This window comes from Mycobacterium szulgai (assembly GCF_002116635.1).
GTDB lineage: Bacteria > Actinomycetota > Actinomycetes > Mycobacteriales > Mycobacteriaceae > Mycobacterium > Mycobacterium szulgai.
This window is the reverse complement of record NZ_LQPW01000031.1, coordinates 210,952-229,166: the sequence shown is the minus strand read 5'-3', so window position 1 is coordinate 229,166 and position 18,215 is coordinate 210,952. Positions and strand designations below refer to the sequence as shown.

The window sequence follows — 18,215 nt, the reverse complement described above, 5'->3', positions numbered from 1 at the left end:
CTTCAACCGATTGCTCGGTGACCGACGGTCTTCGGTGGATCGGCAATCACAATAGCGTGGCCGCCGCGATCAGCCAAAACGGGGCGCACTGTGCACGAGCCTGGCAGCGCCGATCAAACCCGCGTCGCCGCCGAGCCCGGCCGGCACCACCCGCAGCCCGGTCAAGAAGTCCAGTCCGGCGTAGTCGGCCAGTGCCGTGCGCAGCGGGCCGAAAAGCAGGGCTCCCGACTTGGCCACTCCTCCGCCGATGACCACGAGGTCGAGGTCGCACACAGCGGCCACCGACGCGATCATTGCCGCCAGCGCGGTAGTGCCGCGGCGAAAAGCGGCCAGCGCCGCCGCATCCCCGGCCCCGGCGGATTCGGCCAGCTCCTTGGCGCCCGCGCCCGGCGGCGCGGCCCAGCCGCTGGCCCGCGCCCAGCGCACCATCGACGGCCCGGACGCCACGGTCTCGACGCAGCCGCGGCCACCGCACGCGCATCGTTCGCCGCCCGGTTCGACCACCACATGGCCGACATGGCCGGCGTTGCCGGTGCGCCCGTCGTATGGAGCGCCGTCGAGCACCAACCCGCCGCCGACGCCGGTGGACACCACCATGCCCAGCATGAATCGCGCACCGCGTCCGGCCCCGCGCCAGTGCTCGCCGAGTGCCATGCACACGCCGTCGCCACCCAGGCGCACCGGCACTCCGGGCACCGCGGCCGCGACCCTGTCCCGCAGCGGAAAGCCGCGCCAGCATTTGACGTTGATCGGACTGACCGTTCCGCTGTCCAGATGGACCGGCCCGGCCGAGGCGATACCCACGCCGGCGACAACACCGTGGGCCGCGCGCAGGGCGTCAGTGATCATGGCTGCGACGGCGGCCCAGACTTGTTCGGCTTCGCCGCCGGCCGGAGTGGGACAGGTGGCGTTGTGGATGAGCGCGCCCTCGGCATCGGTGAGGCCGGCGGCAATCTTGGTGCCGCCGATGTCGAGGCAGAGGGTCAGCATCAGTGTCGGTGGGTGTTGTCGGGTTGACGGGGATCGCCGGGGTGCTCGTAGCCAGGAGCCAATTGCACCAGCACGGCTCGCCGGGCGTCCAGCCAGGTCCGGAAGTCGCGGCGGCACGCGGCGCCGCGCAGGTGCTCGGTTATGACCACACGCACCTGGTCCAGTGGCGGCGCGGCGAGCGGCGCGGTGCGCCAACCGTGGCCGCCGGGACGCGCCGCGGCGAACCGCATCGGGTTGCGGGTGTGGTAGTTCCACACGTCGGCGTCGGACACCGCCACTTCGGTGGTGACGTCGACGAACAGCGCGCGCGCCAACGGGTCCGCCAGGACCGCCGCGGCTACGCTGCCGATCTCCAGCCGGGCCGTGAGGTCGGGCAACAGTTCGGCCTCGGCCGGTGCGTCCGCCGCGGTCAGCCCGCGCGCGGCCGCCTCGGTGGCGACCACGCGCTCGGTCACGATGAGTTGCGTCAGCCAGCGCCGCAATTGCCTGCCTTCGCTGGTTCCGCTGGCCGGCAGGGCAGCGGCCCGCGGGCCGGCACGCAGTCGCGCCTCCCGCGCGTCGACTTCCCCGACAGCGATCGGGGTGCCGGCAACGGTGGCGACCAAATGACTACTCACCTCACGCTCACCCTTACTGCCGGCGAATAGACCAGCCGGCCCGCACCGGCCACCCGAATCAGGGCCCACCACTGGCCGGGCCGCTGCCAGGCCGGCGGGCTCACGTCGAAGACGAGTTCGGCCATCCCGTGCGCCGGCACAATGGCGCCGACTGCGGCCGGACCGATCCACTCCCAGGTACCCCAGGGACTGATCAGGTGCGCCTCCACGGCCAAGTCGGCGCCGGCATGGTTGCCCACTGTGACGGCCAGACGCGCCGGGCGGCCAGCGTCTACCTCGACGTCGGCAGGCCCGTCGACGAGGTAGACGAGTGCGGCGTGGTCCACGCCGATTGCCACCACGCAGACATCCTCGACGGTCTGTCGCCACGCGGCCGGTAGGCCCTCGCCGGTGATCCGCAGCTGCGCCCGAACCGGGTACAGCCCCGGCCGGGCGCGGGCCGGAACCCCCAGCACCACATCGGTTTCCAGGTATTCTCCGGCGCGCAGCGTGAACGGCCATTCGGTGGGCGCCAGCGACCAGCCCTCTGGACACACGACCGCTACCGCGCCGCTCAACGGGGTATCTGTGCAGTCACTGGCCGCGGTCAGGCGCAGCACCAGATCGCCACCCGGCTGGGCGCTGACCTGATGGGGCTGCAGATGAGCAACCGCCGGCAGACCACCCAGCGGCGCGGGGCCGCGGTTGTGCAGCCAATAACGCGCGTACAGGGGCTGGGCCGGCTCGGATTGCGGCGCAAGAGCAGCGCCATCAGCGGCAAGCACTTCGGGAACGTCGAGCCGGGCCAGCACGGTGGCGACCTGGTAGCCGTGCAGGTCGATGGCCTTCTTGCGGTGCTGAGGCTGTTCCAACAGGTCAGCTGACCGGATTGCGGCGACCTTGCCCAGGTCGGAGGTGACGGTGACGCGAGTTGCTGCGCCGGTCGTTTCCACCAGGCGCAGTGCCACCGCGCCCGGGTCGACGGGCGCGGCGCTGCCTTTCGTGAGTGGGTTGCCGGCCGCCTTCAGCGCGCCCAAGTGCACGCGGTCGGCCGGCTCGATCCGCAACAGCGAGCCGATCCGCGGCAGCTTTGCCTGTCGCTGCCGCGGAGTCACCGCGAGCAGCGGATGGGAGAACTGCGCGCTGCGGACCGGAATGCCGGCCGCTCGCCAGTCGCCTTCGTCGCTGATCAGCGCGTAGTCGAAATCGTGTGTCCAGTGCTGGAGTTGAAAGTTCGAGCCGTCGGGTGCAGTGCGGCGCGGTTCGTCGATCCAGGTACCCGACGGCCAGCCGGTGCACGACCGCAGCAGCGCGGTATGCAGGGTTCCCTCGGAGTCGACCGCGAAGCTCGGCACGCCGCGGTTGAGCAGCGCGACCGTGCGCGCTTCGAATGGTTCCATAGCGGCTGGCACCCGTTGGTCCAGGTGGATTTCGGCGTCGCCCAGATCATCGACCACCGCGGCGATCGCGGCCGCCAGAGTCCTGTCGTCGCGGCCGTCGATCACCAGTACCGGCAGCGCGAGCGCCGCACGCAGGTCGGCACCCGGCTGCCAGACCGCCGCCAGCGACCTACCCGCCGGCACCCATACCCTGGCCCGGCCCTTTGCGGCCAGCTGACGCTCCAGTTCCGCGGTATACACCGGATCAGCTTGTGCCAGTACGGCTTTCGTAAAGGTATTGCGGTCGGGTCCACCCAGCGCGATCCGCGCGTCCGGCAGGTTCGAGTCGACGTCGAGGTGGCCGTAGCGTGGCTTGTCCGCGCCGCTGCAGGTGGCCGTCACCCCCGCCCGCACCAGCGCGACCATCAGGTCGCGCGCCATTGGGCCGGACACCGCCTCGCCGGGTGTGACCACCTCGGTCACTGAAACTGCGCGCCAAGCGTCTCCGGCGCGCACGCGCGCCGCGCTGGACAACCCGAACCAGCCGTAGGCCGGATTGTCCAGTGTCCACAGGTGCTGGGCGGTGTCCACCGAACGCTCGCCGTCGTGCAGCAGGGCAAAACCTCGGCCGACGACGGCGTCGCCTACCTCGCTGACCGGCATCGCGCCGGGCACCGGGCACGGCCAGCGCACTCGCAACAAACGGTCTTGCCCGGCGAACCCGTCGATAGTGGTTCGGCAATCGACCCGCGCGACGCCGCGCCACAGGGTGAGGGTCTGGGTGTAGCGCAGCACGTCGCCGATCCGGCCCTGTACGACGAGCCGCTGACCGAGCGGGCTGTGATAAGCCTGCGCCCGGGCCGGCGATTCCGAGGAACCGACCACCGGTCCCTTAGGCAACAGATGCCACGGTCCCTCTCCCTGCGTCGGGTGCGCCGGGTATTCCTCGTAGACCGCAAGCTCGTTGCCCACCCGACCTTCGGCGATCAGCTGGCGTTCGCCCTGAGTCCACGACTCCACCGCCCCACCGCGTGCCGGGTCGACAACCAGCCGATAGTGCTCGTTGGCGATCTCGAATCCCGCTGCCGGTGCCCAGCCCGGTCCCCTATCGGCCGGGACCAGGCGGTATGCCCGCCAGCCCAGCGATGGCACCTCATGCGCCAGCCAGGTGATCGACCGCCCGTCGTACTCGGCCAGCGCGGGCGCCTCGGTGCCGTCGGCATCGATCACCCGCAACCCCGTCTGCAGCGGCGGGTCGAGCCGGAGGGTGACGATATCGGTGCGCTGATGAGTCAGCGGGTTGAACACGACGACCGAGTCATGCGGGCCGGCTACCGCGCCGGACAGCAGCTGCAGCGCGTTGTCGCGGGCGGCGCACCCGAGCTGCCACGCGTCGCGCCAGCCGGTCAGCAGGTCGAGGTAGACCTGGTCGGACTCCGAGCCGGTGATGGCGTCGTGGTGGGCGCCGTAGGCCAGCTGTACCCAGGCCTTGGCCAACGCCGCCTGCGGGTACTCGGTTCCCGCGATCAGCCCGGCGAACACGGCGAAGCGCTCGGCGTCCAGTACCGCGTTCTCGGCGGCCCGGTTGGCTTGCTTGGTGTCGATGAAGGACACGTCCTTGCCGGTGTAGATCGGGTTCATGTCCCGCGTCTGCGGCGACGGCTGCTGACCGCGCTGCGCCAACCCGGCGCGCACCGCCGCGAAGAACTCTTTCGGTAGCCCGCACACGAAACGAGGCCAGGTGTAGCGCGCCGCCCAGTCGCGGTGGATAGCGGTGACCCACTTGTTCGGCGGGGTGTAGTCGGTACCCACCGGCAACAACACATTTCGGGTCAGCGCGACCCGCTTGAGCTGGCAGAACAGCTCGAAGGTGGCTTGTTCGGCCGCCGTCAGCGAGGCTGCGGAGTCCATCCACCAGCCCGCCGAATAGTGCGCCGGCATGTAGTGGGTGAGCAGGCCCCGCCCGGACGGCGATATCCACTCGAACTCGCTGGAGAACTGCATGCGGTCGATATCGCCGCCCTGTCCGGGCCCCCATTGGTGGTGCGGCCCGCGGGCCCACGAACTCGAGGTCAGCCCGGCGTCGGCGGCCAGGCCGGGGAACTGCGGGTCGTGGCCGAACACGTCGAGCTGCCAGGCGGTGGCCGGGTCGGCGCCCAGCACGTCTCGCTGAAACCCGATGCCGTGTACCAGGTTCCGGATCGTCGTCTCCGGGCTGGTCAGGTTGGTGTTGGGTTCGTTGTAGGTGCCGCCCATGACTTCGACGCGGCCTTCTGCCAGGAACCGGCGCAGGTCGGCGCGGTCTTCGGGCCGGGTGTCCCAGTACGGCTTGAGATAGTCGACCTCGGCCAGCACGAATTTGTACTCCGGTTCGCGCCGCGCCATCTCCAGATGCGCGTGCACCAGCTCGAAGCCGTTGGTCTGGCGGGCGCGGCCCGGCGGTTCTTCGGTCCACTCGCTGGTGTAGGCGCCCTGGGTGTTCCACCACACCGGGTCGTAGTGGAAGTGGCTGACCATGAACATCGTCCACCCCGGCTCGGCCACGGTGAACTCGAACGGGATGGTTTCAGTGCTGTTGCCGCCCGCGTGCACGACCGCGGCCCGCCGCTGGCCGACGAGGGGTTGCTCGACGATGACGGCGACCTCGACGACCGCTGCCCCGGGCGCGGCGACCGCCTCGCCACGCAGACCATCACCTTCGATGCGGATAGCTGCCGGCTCGGTGCAGTCGGTGATCGTCACCCGCGCCAGCTGCACCGGAGCCTGGGGCGGACCAACGAAGAGTTCGGTCGACTCGGCCGAAACCACCTGCATGCCAGCACCTTACGCTCGGGTTATGGCGGATTTGACCACCCAACTGGCCGACCAGCTCGATTGGCACTGGCGCGCGCAACTGCGCCCCCGCCTGGACGGGCTCACCGATGCCGAGTACTTCTGGCAGCCGGTGCCCAACTGCTGGACCATCCATCGCGACAGCTCGATCGACTTCGCATTCCCACCACCCAGCCCGGTGCCGTTCACCACCATCGCCTGGCGGCTGGCGCACGTCATCGTCGGCGTGTTCGCCATGCGCAACCACAACCATTTCGCGGGACCGCCCGCCGACTATCAGAATTGGCAGTACGCCACCGACGCGGCGACCGCGCTGCAGCAGCTCGACGAGAGCTACGCGACGTGGATTGCCGGCGTGCGGTCATTGTCGACGGCCGATCTGGGCCGCCCGTGCGGCCCGGCCGAAGGTCCCTACGCCGAGCACTCGCTGAGCGAACTGATCCTGCACATCAATCGCGAAGCGATCCACCACGGCGCCGAAATCGCCTGCCTTCGGGACCTGTACCTACATCAACGAAAGGATTGACCATGCCCGCCCTTGCCCCGCCCGTGGCCGACGAACGCAGTGCGCTACGCGAGTTTCTGGCCTATCACCAAAGCGCCTATTTCGCCGTGTCCTACGGCCTCACCGATGAGCAGGCCCGGTCGGCTCCATCGGCCAGCGCATTGTCGATCGGCGGATTGATCAAGCACGCCACCGGCATGCAAAGCAACTGGATGGCGCGCGTCGCCGCCGCCCCCGCCGAGCCACCCAGGGACAGCCGGTCGTTCGAAGAGATCGCCAAGTCGCGCGAAGACGAGCACGTGATGCGGGCCGACGAGACACTCGACGGTCTGCTGCGCGCGTTCGAAGACCAGAATGCGCAGTCGCTGCGACTGGTGGAGACGGCGGACTTAGATGCCCCGGTTCCGGTCCCACACCACATTCCGTGGTTCCCGAAGGACCTCGATGCCTGGTCGGTGCGCTGGGTAATCCTGCATGTGATCAATGAACTTGCCCGCCACGCCGGGCACGCCGACATCGTCCGGGAAACCATCGACGGCGCCACCATGTACGAATTGATCGCGGGCCTGGAGAATTGGGCACCGCAGCCGTGGCTTACGCCCTGGAAGAAAAGCTAATCCGACGGGGTTATCGGCTGGAATTTCCGGCGTGAGCGGGCTCACGCGAATTGGGAATTGGCTGCCCGGATTTGGCACACTGCTGGAATGAGTTCCACCAGACACCGCGAGGTGGCCAAGCTGGATCGGGTGCCGTTACCGGTCGAAGCGGCCCGGGTAGCCGTCACCGGATGGCAGGTCACCCGCACGGCGGCCCGCGTCGTCACCAACCTCCCGGGCAAAGGCCCGTGGCAGCAGAAAGTGATCAAGGAGATCCCGCAGACCTTCGCCGACCTGGGGCCGACGTACGTCAAATTCGGACAGATCATCGCGTCCAGTCCCGGGGCATTCGGCGAATCGCTGTCGCGCGAATTCCGCGGCCTGCTCGACCGGGTGCCACCCGCCGACACCGACGAAGTCCACAAACTATTCATCGAGGAACTCGGCGACGAGCCGGCCAACCTGTTCGCCAGCTTCGACGAGGAACCGTTTGCCTCGGCGTCCATCGCCCAGGTCCACTACGCGACACTCAAGACCGGCGAGGAAGTCGTCGTCAAGATCCAGCGGCCGGGCATCCGCCGCCGGGTGGCCGCCGATCTGCAGATCCTGCAGCGTTTCGCGCAGGCCGTCGAGCTGGCCAAAGTCGGCCGCCGGCTTTCGGCCCAAGATGTGGTGGCCGATTTCTCCGATAACCTGGCCGAGGAGCTGGACTTCCGGCTAGAGGCGCAGTCCATGGAAGCCTGGGTCTCGCACCTGCATTCTTCGCCGCTGGGTAAGAACATCCGGGTGCCGCATGTGCACTGGGACTTCACCGGCGAGCGGGTGCTGACGATGGAACGGGTGCACGGCATCCGCATCGACAATGTCGCTGCCATCCGCAAAGCGGGGTTCGACGGTACCGAGCTGGTAAAGGCGCTGTTGTTCTCGGTCTTCGAAGGTGGTCTGCGGCACGGGCTGTTCCACGGCGACCTGCATGCGGGCAATCTCTACGTCGACGACCAGGGCCGCATCGTGTTCTTCGACTTCGGGATCATGGGCCGCATCGACCCGCGCACCCGCTGGCTGTTGCGCGAGCTGGTGTACGCGCTGCTGGTCAAGAAGGACCACGCCGCCGCAGGCAAGATCGTCGTACTGATGGGCGCCGTGGGAACCATGAAGCCCGAGGCCCAGGCCGCCAAGGACCTGGAGAAGTTCGCCACGCCGCTGACCATGCAGACACTGGGCGATATGTCGTATGCCGACATCGGCCGCCAGCTGTCGACGCTGGCCGACGCGTACGACGTCAAGCTGCCCCGCGAGCTGGTGCTCATCGGCAAGCAGTTCCTCTACGTCGAGCGGTATATGAAGCTGCTGGCACCGAAATGGCAGATGATGTCCGACCCGCAACTGACCGGATACTTCGCCAACTTTATGGTCGAAGTCAGTCGCGAGCATCAATCTGATATTGAGGTGTAAGGGGGCCTAGTTGGACGTTCGTAGCGGCTTTGCCATATCCCGAGCAGTATCTGGCGACGTCAAGCTGCACTACGAGGACATGGGTAACCTCGATGACCCGCCCGTCCTGCTGATCATGGGCTTGGGCGCCCAGATGCTGCTCTGGCGCACGGACTTCTGCGAGCGACTGGTCGGGCACGGCCTGCGCGTCATCCGCTACGACAACCGAGATGTCGGACTGTCCAGCAAGACCCCGCCCACTCGCGATGCCCAGCCGCTGGTCACCCGATTGGCCCGGTCCTGGCTCGGCCTGCCCAGCAAGGCGGCCTACACACTGGAAGACATGGCCGGCGACGCCGCGGCCGTGCTCGATCATCTCGAGATCGAGCACGCCCATGTCGTCGGGGCGTCGATGGGCGGCATGATCGCCCAGATCTTCGCGGCTCAATTCGCCGAGCGGACGAAAACCCTGGGAGTCATCTTCTCCAGCAACAATCACAGGTTCCTGCCGCCGCCGGCGCCGCGTGCCCTGCTTGCGCTCATCAGTGGCCCGGCCCCGGATTCACCGCGAGACGTCATCCTCGACAACGCGGTACGCGTCAGCAGGATCATCGGCAGTCCGCAGTACCGCGTACCCGACGAGCAGGTTCGCGCCGATGCCGCCGAGTGCTATGACCGCAATTTCCACCCGTGGGGCATGGCCCGACAGTTCAGCGCAATTTTGGGCAGTGGCAGCCTGCTGCACTACGATCGTCAAATCGTCGCCCCGACTGTGGTAATTCACGGGCGGGCCGACAAGCTGATGCGGCCGTTCGGCGGCCGCGCCGTCGCTCGCGCCATCGACGGTGCTCGATTGGTGCTGGTCGACGGTATGGGCCATGACCTGCCCAGGCAGCTGTGGGATCGAGTGATCGGCGAGCTGAAAACCAATTTCGCCGCGGCCGGCTGAGCGGCCGCTCGGCGAGCCTAGGACTTGAATGACCGGCACGACGCGAGGAGGTTGTCGAAAATGGCCGAACTGAGACCGTTTTACGAAGAATCACAGGCGACCTACGACATTTCCGACGAATTCTTCGCGCTGTTCCTGGACCCGAATATGGTTTACACCTGCGCCTACTTCAAGAACGACGACATGACCCTCGAAGAGGCACAAATCGCGAAGTTGGACCTTGCCCTCGACAAGCTGAACCTCGAGCCCGGAATGACGGTGCTTGACGTCGGGTGCGGGTGGGGCGGAGCGGTGGTCCGAGCGGTGGAGAAATACGACGTCAACGTCATCGGCATCACCCTGAGCAAGAACCACTACCAACGCAGCAAAGCCCGACTGGAGGCGATCCCGACCAGCCGACACACCGAGGCCCGGCTGCAGGGCTGGGAAGAGTTCGACGAGAAGGTCGACCGGATCGTCAGCTTCGAGGCTTTCGACGCCTTCAAAAAAGAGCGGTACGCCACGTTCTTCGAGCGCACCCACGACATTCTTCCCGACGACGGCCGGATGCTGCTGCACAGCATCTTCACGCATCCGCAGACCTACTGGCGCGACCATGGGATCACCGTGACGATGAGCGATCTGCGGTTCTTTCGCTTCCTTGCGACCGAGATCTTCCCCGGCGGCGGGATGTGCGGCGAATCAGACATCGTCGACAACGCGAAGGCCAGCGGGTTCTCAGTCGACGAAATCCAATATCTGCGGCCGCACTACGCGCGCACTTTGGACATCTGGGCGGACAATTTGCAAGCCAACCGGGACAGCGCCATCGCCATTCAGTCCGAAGAGGTGTACGACCGCTTCATGCGCTATTTGACCGGCTGCGCGGGACTCTTTCGCAAGGGTCTGTCCAACGTCGCGCAGTACACCCTCATCAAATAGCCTGCCGTTCCAGCGCACCGCTTCTGACCTGCGCGAATCGACTTGCAATTTAGAGATGCGCCGCCAGGTCGGCTAGCATGCAACGTGCATGCGGGGGGACTTGACTATATGTTGCATGCACTGTGGGGCCGCTAGGTCCAGAAAGGCAATACAACCTCGTGGCTCAGGGATTGACACCGCACTTCGACGATGTGCAGGCGCATTACGACTTATCTGACGACTTCTTCCGCCTGTTCCTGGACCCGACCCAGACTTACAGTTGCGCCTACTTCGAGCGCGACGACATGACGCTGGAGGAGGCCCAGATCGCCAAGATCGACCTGGCGCTGGGCAAGCTGGGCCTGCAGCCGGGCATGACGTTGCTCGACGTCGGCTGCGGCTGGGGGGCCCCGATGCGGCGGGCGATCGAGAAGTATGACGTCAACGTCGTCGGGCTGACCCTTTCCAAGAACCAGGCGGCTCATGTCCAGAAGGCCTTCGACGAGATGGAGAGCCCCCGGAACAAGCGGGTGCTGCTGAACGGGTGGGAAGAATTCAACGAGCCGGTCGACCGGATCGTGTCGATCGGCGCGTTCGAACACTTCGGCCATGATCGCTACGACGACTTCTTCAAGTTCGCCTTCGACATCCTGCCTGCCGACGGCGTGATGCTGCTGCATACGATCACCGGCTTGACCGGTCCGCAGATCGCCGAACGCGGTATGCCGATGACCTTCGAGATGGCCCGGTTCATCAAGTTCATCGTGACCGAGATCTTCCCGGGCGGCCGGTTGCCGACGATCGAGATGGTCGAAGAGCATTCGGCAACGGCGGGCTTCACGCTGACCCGCCGCCAATCGCTGCAGCCGCATTACGCCAGGACGCTCGACCTGTGGGCTGAGGCGCTGGAGGCGCACAAGGACGAGGCCATCGAGATCCAGTCCGAAGAGGTCTACGAGCGCTACATGAAGTATCTGACCGGCTGCGCCAACTCGTTCCGCACCGGTTACATCGACGTCAACCAGTTCACGCTGGAAAAGTAGTGGCTGCGCGGCTTCCAGGGCGCACCAGGTGAGTGGCGGTCCAGAAAGTGCGGATCTACCGAGCGCAAATGCCAGGGTTGCGGCCTGGTCCGTGTAGGGTGCCGGAGATGGTTGCCCCGTGGGGGTGCTGTCCCATTGGGAGGACATATGTCTGAGAACTCATCGGGCGCAACGGACACGCGCAAGAAGTACGACGATGTCCAAGCGCACTATGACATCTCCAACGAATTCTTCGAGCTGTTCACGGACCCGACTCGGACCTACAGCTGTGCGTACTTCGAACGCGAGGATATGACGCTCGAGCAGGCCCAAATCGCCAAGTTGGACCTGTCGCTGGGCAAACTGGGGCTTGAGCCGGGGATGACCCTGCTCGACGTGGGCTGCGGCTGGGGTTCGACCATGAAACGCGCCCTGGAGAAGTACGACGTAAACGTCATCGGGCTGACGCTGTCGCAGAACCAGCACTCCTACTGCCAGCAGCTGCTTGCCGACGTGGACACGAACCGTTCATACCGCGTCCTGCTGAGCGACTGGGCGGACTTCACCGAGCCGGTGGACCGGATCATCACCATCGAAGCGTTGGAGCATTTCGGATTTCAGCGCTACGACGAGTTCTTCAAATGGGCCTACAACATCTTGCCGCCGGACGGAGTCTGGATGCTGCACACGATCACCGGCTTGACCGGCGGTCAGATCGTCGAACGGGGCATGCCGGTGACGTTCGAGATGGCTCGCTTCATCAAGTTCATCATCACCGAGATCTTCCCCGGCGGCCGGTTGCCGTCGATTGAGAAGGTCGAAGACCACGCGACCAAGGCGGGTTTCACCGTGGCACGCGTTCATCCGCTGCAGCTGAACTTCGCCAGAACACTCGACTTTTGGGCCGAGGCCTTGGAGGCGCATAAGGAAGAGGCCATCGCGATTCAATCCGAAGAGGTCTACGAGCGGTACATGAAGTACTTGACCGGATGCGCCAAATCATTCCGGGTCGGCTACGTCGGCTGCCACCAGTTCACGCTGCAGAAGTAGACTTTCGATGTCACTGACGGGTACCAGGCGCAGTCACGCGTGCGACTAATTAGCGCACATCATCAGGAGAACACAACAATTATGGTCGAAAAACCGATCGGCACCACGCCGACGCGGACGCGCTTCGAAGACATCCAGGCACATTACGACGTCTCCGATGATTTCTTCGCATTGTTCCAGGACCCGACCCGGACCTACAGCTGCGCCTACTTCGAGCCGCCCGATCTCACGCTCGAGGAAGCCCAGATCGCCAAGATCGATCTGAACCTGGACCAGCTGGATCTCAAGCCGGGCATGACCCTGCTCGACATCGGCTGCGGGTGGGGCACCACCATGAAGCGCGCCGTCGAGAAGTATGACGTCAACGTCGTCGGGCTCACCCTGTCCAAGAACCAGTTCGCGCGATCACAACAGGTGCTGGAGTCACTCGACACCGATCGTTCACGCCGGGTGCTGCTGCACGGCTGGGAAGATTTCAACGAACCCGTCGACCGGATCGTGTCCATCGAGGCATTCGAACACTTCGGGCACGAGAACTACGACGACTTCTTCAAGAGGTGTTTCAACATCATGCCCGAGGACGGCCGCATGACCGTCCAGAGCAGCGTCAGCTACCACCCCTATGAAATGGCGGCGCGCGGTAAGAGGATCACCTTCGACACGGTGCGTTTCATCAAGTTCATCGTCACCGAGATCTTTCCGGGTGGCCGGCTGCCGTCGACGGAGATGATGGTCGAACACGGCGAAAAGGCCGGTTTCATTGTCCCCGAACCCCTTTCGCTGCGGCCGCACTACATCAAGACCTTGCACATCTGGGGGGACACGCTGGAGTCCAATAAGGACAAGGCCATCGAGATCACCTCCGAAGAGGTCTACGACCGGTACATGAAGTACCTGCGTGGCTGCGAGCACTACTTCACCGACGAGATGCTCGACGTCAGCCTGGTGACGTACCTCAAACCGGGTGCTGCCGCCTAGATATTTCGCGGCCCCTGTCGGATTGTGGACGCGCCGTTCGTCGGATAGGTAGAGAGTGGAACACGGGGTTTCGCTCACTACCGGAGGTGACGACAATGCAGTACTTCGCCCTGCTGATCAGCAAGGAAGACGACCTCACGCCCGACCAGCGGGGTTCGGTGATGGCGGCGTTCGAGAGTTTTCACGCCAAGGCCGCCTCGGCGATCCGGGCCGGTGATGCCCTGAGCCCGACGGCGACCGAGGTGCGCATCACCGGCGGTCCGGATGCGCCGATACTCACCGATGGCCCCTTCGCCGAGTCGGCCGAGGTGGCCTGCGGTTACTACGTGTTCGAAGCCGAAAACCTCGACGAGGCATTGGCATTGGCGCGTGACATCCCGGTTGCCGGCTACGGTGCCGTGGAGATCTGGCCGGCGGTCCACTCGTTTGAACCGTCGCGCCAGCTCACCGGCAACGACTGGCTCGCGCTGCTGTTGGAACCAGCCGAATCCGCCCACACACCGGGCACGCCGGAATGGGAAGCGATGGCGGCGCGCCACGGTGAGTTCATGGCCGACGCGGGCAACCACGTGATCGGCGGCGCCGCCCTGCACGAGCGGTCCGCGGCTACCACGGTGCGGGTACGCAACGGCGAAGCGATCGTCACCGACGGTCCGTACGTGGAAGGCGCGGAAGTAGCCAGCGGCTTCTACCTATTGGCGGCGGGCGACCGCGACGAGGCCGTCAAGATCGCCGCGATGATTCCCGCATCAGCCGTGGAGCTGCGGCAACTGGCTGGGGTGTCCGGGCTGTAGTCGGGGCCAATGACCAACCTGGACGGCATCTTTCGCCGAGAGTGGGGACCCGCCGTTGCCGCCATCGCGCGGTGGTCCGGCGACCTGACCGTCGCCGAGGATGCCGTCCAGGAAGCCTGCGCCGAGGCGCTGCGCAGCTGGCCGCGTGACGGGGTGCCCGACCACCCCGGCGGGTGGCTGATAACGGTCGCGCGCAACCGCGCCCGGGATCGGCTACGCCGCGAATCCGTGCGTCCTGGAAGGGAATTAGCCGCCGTGCTGGACGACATCCGGGCGCGTACCGATCACACCGACCCGCATCCGGTCCGCGACGACGAACTGCGAATGATGTTCACCTGCGCGCATCCGGCACTGGACCGGCAGTCGCAATTGGCACTTACCCTGCGGCTGGTGTCCGGTTTGACCGTGGCCGAGATCGCCCGTTCACTGCTACAGACCGAGGTAGCGGTTGGTCAGCGAATCACGCGAGCCAAGAACAAGATTCGCCATGCCAATATCCCGCTGCGGGTACCGCCGGCCGAGCTGTTACCCGAGCGCACACCGCACGTGCTGGGCTGTATCTACTCGGTTTTCACCGAGGGTTACTGGTCGACGGCGGGCCCGTCGGCGATCCGGGACGAACTCTGCGATGAGGGAGTCAGGCTCGCCGGGGAACTGTGCATCCTGATGCCGCACGAGCTCGAGGCCCAAGCTTTAACTGCCCTTGTGTTGCTGCATGATTCGCGGCGAGCGACCCGCGTTGACGATGCCGGTTCGTTGGTGCCGCTGGACGAGCAGGAGCGCAGCCGGTGGGATCGCGGCCGCATCGCCCGGGGCCTGGACCGGCTAAGGCAGGCAGAGGGATCGGCCGGCCCGTACCTGCCGCAGGCGGTGATCGCCGCAGTGCATGCCACGGCGCCGTCGTGGGAGCAGACCGACTGGACCACCATTTGCGCCGCCTATGACCGGCTGCTGCAGCTGACGGACTCGCCGGTGGTGCTGGCCAATCGCGCGCTGGCGGTCGGTTTCCGCGATGGATACGACGCCGGCCTGACCGCACTGGACGGAGTCGCCGACGATCCTCGGCTGTCCCGGTCGAACCTGGTGGCGTCGCTGCGCGCGGACCTGCTACGGCGCGCCGGACGCCGGTCCGAGGCCGTCCACTGGTACCGAATTGCCTTGGAGTCCAACGGCTCCGAGCCGGGCCGCGACTTTCTGCGGCGGCGCATCGCCGAGTGCGGCGGATAGCCGCGGGTAGCACTGGCTCAGAGGCCGCGGTCAACGTGCCTCACGAACGTCTCCTCGCTGTCTCGAACGTGACGTTGCAGTCGTATTCGGCGCCGAACGTGACTGTCGCGTCACGCTCGGCGCGCTCAGCCGGGCCGTCAGTTGCGGCCGAACGGTTTTGGCATGTCGTAATGCAGACCGGCGGCTTGCCAGCGGCGCAGGAATTCCTCGATCACGTTCGGATGGCTGCCGAGATGCAGGCGCACAAACGGCACCGGCGCCGTCTGGTTGAACAGCGACGCCGACACCAGTGTTCCGGTCGCAAAGAACAGGTCGTCTCGGAAGCAGTCGATGCCACCCTCGGCGCGCTGGTACACCTTCGGGATTTCGATCAGCATGTAGGAAGTCGATGGACCGACGCACAGCCCAGCATCCGGCCAGCCCATGCGGTCCTTCAGGCGGGTCCGCACCAATTCCTTTTGGCGGGTGTAGAAGAGGCCGGTCTCGATCGTCCAGGCGGCCGCCTCGGATGTAGCCAGCCATGCGCACATCAGTTCGGCGTTGTGAGTATTCGTGTGGTACCGGTTGATCCACGATTCGCGGCTGAGTTGGCGGAGCATTCTCGGCGACGTAGTGATGGCGGCCACGCCCATCGTGTTGCACGAGAACTGCTTGCCGAACGGACGGGTGGCCACCCAGCGATCGAACATGCCAGTAGCGACGAGCTCGTTGTCTTCGTCGTTGCGGTCGAATGCATCGAGCACCGCCTTCAAGTGGTTCACCCGAGGCACGCGGGGGTCGTGCACGCAGTAGTAAGCGTCATCGAGCAGCAGGAAGCCGCCGTGGTGTGCGGCCAGTTCGAGCAGGTATTGCGTCACCGTGACCGGCCACTGCATGCCGGTCGGATTGTGCTGCGGGTTGGTCACCGCCATGGCGACATGACGAGTACCGTCGGCGATGGTGTCACGCACGATCGCGTCCCACGCCTCGAGGTCGGGCAGCCAGCCGTTCTTCGGTGTCAGCGGCAGAAACACTACTTCGAAGCCGACATCCTTGAAGATGCCACGGTAGTCCCATCCGGGCGTCGGCACCAACGCCACCGGAGTCTTGCCGGGAAAGTTCTCCTTTGCTTGGCGGATCGCCACTTTCGCCATGTCATACATGGCCATCCGGGTCGTCATTGCCAGGCAACCAACGTCGATGTCCAGGCCCGCGGCAGGCTCGCGTCCGGTCAGGTCATGCTCTCTGACGATTAGAGCGCGCAGGAAATTGCGATGGCGCTGGATGCCGTAGCCCGACTCGGCGTACCCCATGGTGGCGCGGTCGAACTGGAAGGCATTCACGAACTCGAGGAACTTTGGGCTGACGCCGTTCCAGTGTTCGCCCTTGACGGCATACAGCGCCGGCCCGTGCGGTGCGCCGGCCTCCACGTACTCGTGGTACAGCAGCTGTTCCGGCGAGCACTTGCGCATCTCTTCCGAATCGTTGCGCAAGTGGTCGGCGGCGGCCTCGATATGGCTGCGCAAATGCGGACCATAGCCCAGAACCGCGGATCGTTCGAGTGCTTCGTCAAGTTGCGTCATCGCAGCGCAAGTTCCATCCAAGCCGAAAATTAGGGTCGAAAACTCCGGCGCCCGTCGCTGCCGTTAGCCGACGAATCTACCTATGTGATGGATGGATCTCGCTCCGCCAATTGGAGGGGCTGATGGACTAATCGCTCTCCCTCAATTAGCGGAGCACAAATCACTCCCCCGCAGCGAAGTTGCGGGTGACCGAAGGATCGACCGGAATACCCGGGCCCATCGTCGTGGAAACGGTGATCTTCTTCAGGTAGCGGCCCTTAGACGCCGACGGCTTGAGCCGCAGCACCTCGTCGATCGCCGCGCCGTAGTTCTCGGCCAGCGCCTTCTCGTCGAAGGAGGCCTTGCCGATGACGAAGTGCAGGTTGGCCTGCTTGTCGACGCGGAAGTTGATCTTGCCGCCCTTGATGTCGGTAATGGCCTTGGCGACGTCGGGGGTGACCGTGCCGGTCTTGGGGTTGGGCATCAGGCCGCGGGGACCCAGCACGCGAGCGATGCGGCCTACCTTGGCCATCTGGTCGGGGGTGGCGATCGCGGCGTCGAAGTCCAAGAACCCGCCCTGGATCTTCTCGATCAGATCATCGCTGCCGACGATATCGGCTCCCGCAGCGACGGCAGCATCGGCTTTCTCCCCCACCGCGAACACCGCCACCCGGGCGGTCTTGCCGGTGCCGTGCGGCAGGTTGACCGTGCCGCGGACCATCTGGTCGGCCTTGCGCGGGTCCACTCCGAGCCGGATCGCCACCTCGACGGTCGCGTCCTGCTTGGTCGAGGACGTCTCTTTGGCGAGCTTGGCCGCTTGCAACGGGGTGTAGAGGTTGGTCCGGTCCACCTTCTCGGCGGCGGCGCGGTAGGCCTTGCTGTTTTTGCTCATTGAAATATCCAATCTGTGTTGGGTTCGTGGTTAGCAACGGGCCGAAGCTGGCCCTCCCACTGCTGATCTGTCGAGCTATTCGACCGTGATGCCCATCGACCGAGCGGTCCCGGCGATGATCTTGGCTGCGGCGTCGATGTCGTTTGCGTTGAGGTCGGTCTTCTTGGTCTCGGCGATCTCGCGGACCTGATCCCAGCTGACCTTGGCGACCTTGGTCTTGTGCGGCTCGGCCGAGCCCTTGGCCACGCCGGCGGCCTTGAGCAGCAGCTTGGCGGCCGGCGGAGTCTTCAGCGCGAAGGTGAAGCTGCGGTCCTCATAGACCGTGATCTCCACCGGGATGACGTTGCCACGCTGGTTTTCCGTCGCGGCGTTGTACGCCTTGCAGAACTCCATGATGTTGACGCCGTGCTGTCCGAGCGCGGGGCCAACCGGCGGCGCCGGGTTGGCCTGGCCCGCCGTGATCTGCAGCTTGATCAGCCCAACGACTTTCTTCTTCTTCGGGGCCATGAGATGTCTATGTTCCTTCCTGC

The 18,215-nt window shown here is 65.6% G+C and carries 16 protein-coding genes; 10 read left to right on the top strand and 6 right to left on the bottom strand.

The genetic code is table 11. The annotated features are described in order from the left end of the window. Positions 1 to 69: 69 nt before the first annotated feature. Genes AWC27_RS08165 through AWC27_RS08155 form a run of 3 tightly spaced genes read right to left on the bottom strand, consistent with a single transcriptional unit; the run spans position 70 to position 5,779 of the window. A complete protein-coding gene (locus AWC27_RS08165; protein WP_085670007.1) occupies positions 70 to 990 on the bottom strand; it encodes an ROK family protein in 921 nt (306 codons plus the stop codon). Further along, the gene (locus tag AWC27_RS08160) at positions 990 to 1,607 is read right to left on the bottom strand and encodes a DUF7158 domain-containing protein (protein WP_085670006.1); all 618 of its coding nucleotides are present in this window, start codon (positions 1,605 to 1,607) and stop codon (positions 990 to 992) included. Before AWC27_RS08160 ends, AWC27_RS08165 begins: the two co-directional genes overlap by 1 nt. Next, a complete protein-coding gene (locus AWC27_RS08155; RefSeq protein ID WP_085670005.1) occupies positions 1,604 to 5,779 on the bottom strand; it encodes a glycoside hydrolase family 38 N-terminal domain-containing protein in 4,176 nt (1,391 codons plus the stop codon). The genes AWC27_RS08160 and AWC27_RS08155 overlap by 4 nt, the downstream gene beginning before the upstream one ends. A 22-nt stretch (positions 5,780 to 5,801) precedes the next feature. On the opposite strand from AWC27_RS08155, the gene AWC27_RS08150 reads away from it, so the two are divergent. The 10 genes from AWC27_RS08150 (at position 5,802) to AWC27_RS08105 (ending at position 15,252) form a co-directional block, all read left to right on the top strand. Continuing rightward, entirely contained in the window at positions 5,802 to 6,323 is a 522-nt protein-coding gene (locus AWC27_RS08150; protein ID WP_085670004.1) for a DinB family protein, read from the top strand. Between the two features lie 23 nt (positions 6,324 to 6,346). Then, complete coding sequence (locus tag AWC27_RS08145) at positions 6,347 to 6,919, top strand: DinB family protein (RefSeq protein WP_085670079.1); 573 nt, start codon at positions 6,347 to 6,349, stop codon at positions 6,917 to 6,919. An 87-nt stretch (positions 6,920 to 7,006) separates the two neighbouring features. Next, entirely contained in the window at positions 7,007 to 8,353 is a 1,347-nt protein-coding gene (locus tag AWC27_RS08140) for an ABC1 kinase family protein (protein ID WP_085670003.1), read from the top strand. A gap of 10 nt (positions 8,354 to 8,363) precedes the next feature. Beyond that, positions 8,364 to 9,281: an alpha/beta fold hydrolase gene (locus tag AWC27_RS08135; protein ID WP_085670002.1), complete on the top strand. Its 918-nt coding sequence runs from the start codon at positions 8,364 to 8,366 to the stop codon at positions 9,279 to 9,281. A 60-nt stretch (positions 9,282 to 9,341) separates the two neighbouring features. Then, positions 9,342 to 10,202 (top strand): cyclopropane mycolic acid synthase family methyltransferase, encoded by an 861-nt coding sequence (locus AWC27_RS08130; protein ID WP_085670001.1) that lies wholly within the window; start codon positions 9,342 to 9,344, stop codon positions 10,200 to 10,202. 158 nt (positions 10,203 to 10,360) lie between these two features. Then, on the top strand, positions 10,361 to 11,224 hold the full coding sequence (gene mmaA2, locus AWC27_RS08125) for a cyclopropane mycolic acid synthase MmaA2 (RefSeq protein ID WP_085670000.1): 864 nt from the start codon (positions 10,361 to 10,363) through the stop codon (positions 11,222 to 11,224). 147 nt (positions 11,225 to 11,371) lie between these two features. Beyond that, positions 11,372 to 12,253: a cyclopropane mycolic acid synthase family methyltransferase gene (locus AWC27_RS08120; protein WP_085669999.1), complete on the top strand. Its 882-nt coding sequence runs from the start codon at positions 11,372 to 11,374 to the stop codon at positions 12,251 to 12,253. Between the two features lie 81 nt (positions 12,254 to 12,334). Next, positions 12,335 to 13,231 carry a hydroxymycolate synthase MmaA4 gene (mmaA4, locus tag AWC27_RS08115; RefSeq protein WP_085669998.1) on the top strand — a complete coding sequence of 299 codons (897 nt, stop codon included), beginning with the start codon at positions 12,335 to 12,337 and terminating at the stop codon, positions 13,229 to 13,231. A 95-nt stretch (positions 13,232 to 13,326) separates the two neighbouring features. Continuing rightward, positions 13,327 to 14,025, top strand: coding sequence for a YciI family protein (locus AWC27_RS08110; protein WP_085669997.1), 699 nt, complete (start codon positions 13,327 to 13,329; stop codon positions 14,023 to 14,025). Positions 14,026 to 14,034: 9 nt separating this feature from the next. After that, complete coding sequence (locus AWC27_RS08105) at positions 14,035 to 15,252, top strand: RNA polymerase sigma factor (RefSeq protein ID WP_085669996.1); 1,218 nt, start codon at positions 14,035 to 14,037, stop codon at positions 15,250 to 15,252. 137 nt (positions 15,253 to 15,389) lie between these two features. Here the strand turns inward: AWC27_RS08105 and AWC27_RS08100 are convergent, their stop codons facing one another. From AWC27_RS08100 to rplK, 3 genes are all read right to left on the bottom strand, one after another. Then, positions 15,390 to 16,814 (bottom strand): pyridoxal phosphate-dependent aminotransferase, encoded by a 1,425-nt coding sequence (locus tag AWC27_RS08100; protein ID WP_085669995.1) that lies wholly within the window; start codon positions 16,812 to 16,814, stop codon positions 15,390 to 15,392. A gap of 160 nt (positions 16,815 to 16,974) precedes the next feature. Continuing rightward, entirely contained in the window at positions 16,975 to 17,685 is a 711-nt protein-coding gene (gene rplA / locus AWC27_RS08095; protein WP_083112884.1) for a 50S ribosomal protein L1, read from the bottom strand. Between the two features lie 75 nt (positions 17,686 to 17,760). Next, positions 17,761 to 18,192, bottom strand: coding sequence for a 50S ribosomal protein L11 (gene rplK, locus AWC27_RS08090; protein ID WP_085669994.1), 432 nt, complete (start codon positions 18,190 to 18,192; stop codon positions 17,761 to 17,763). Positions 18,193 to 18,215: the final 23 nt, after the last annotated feature.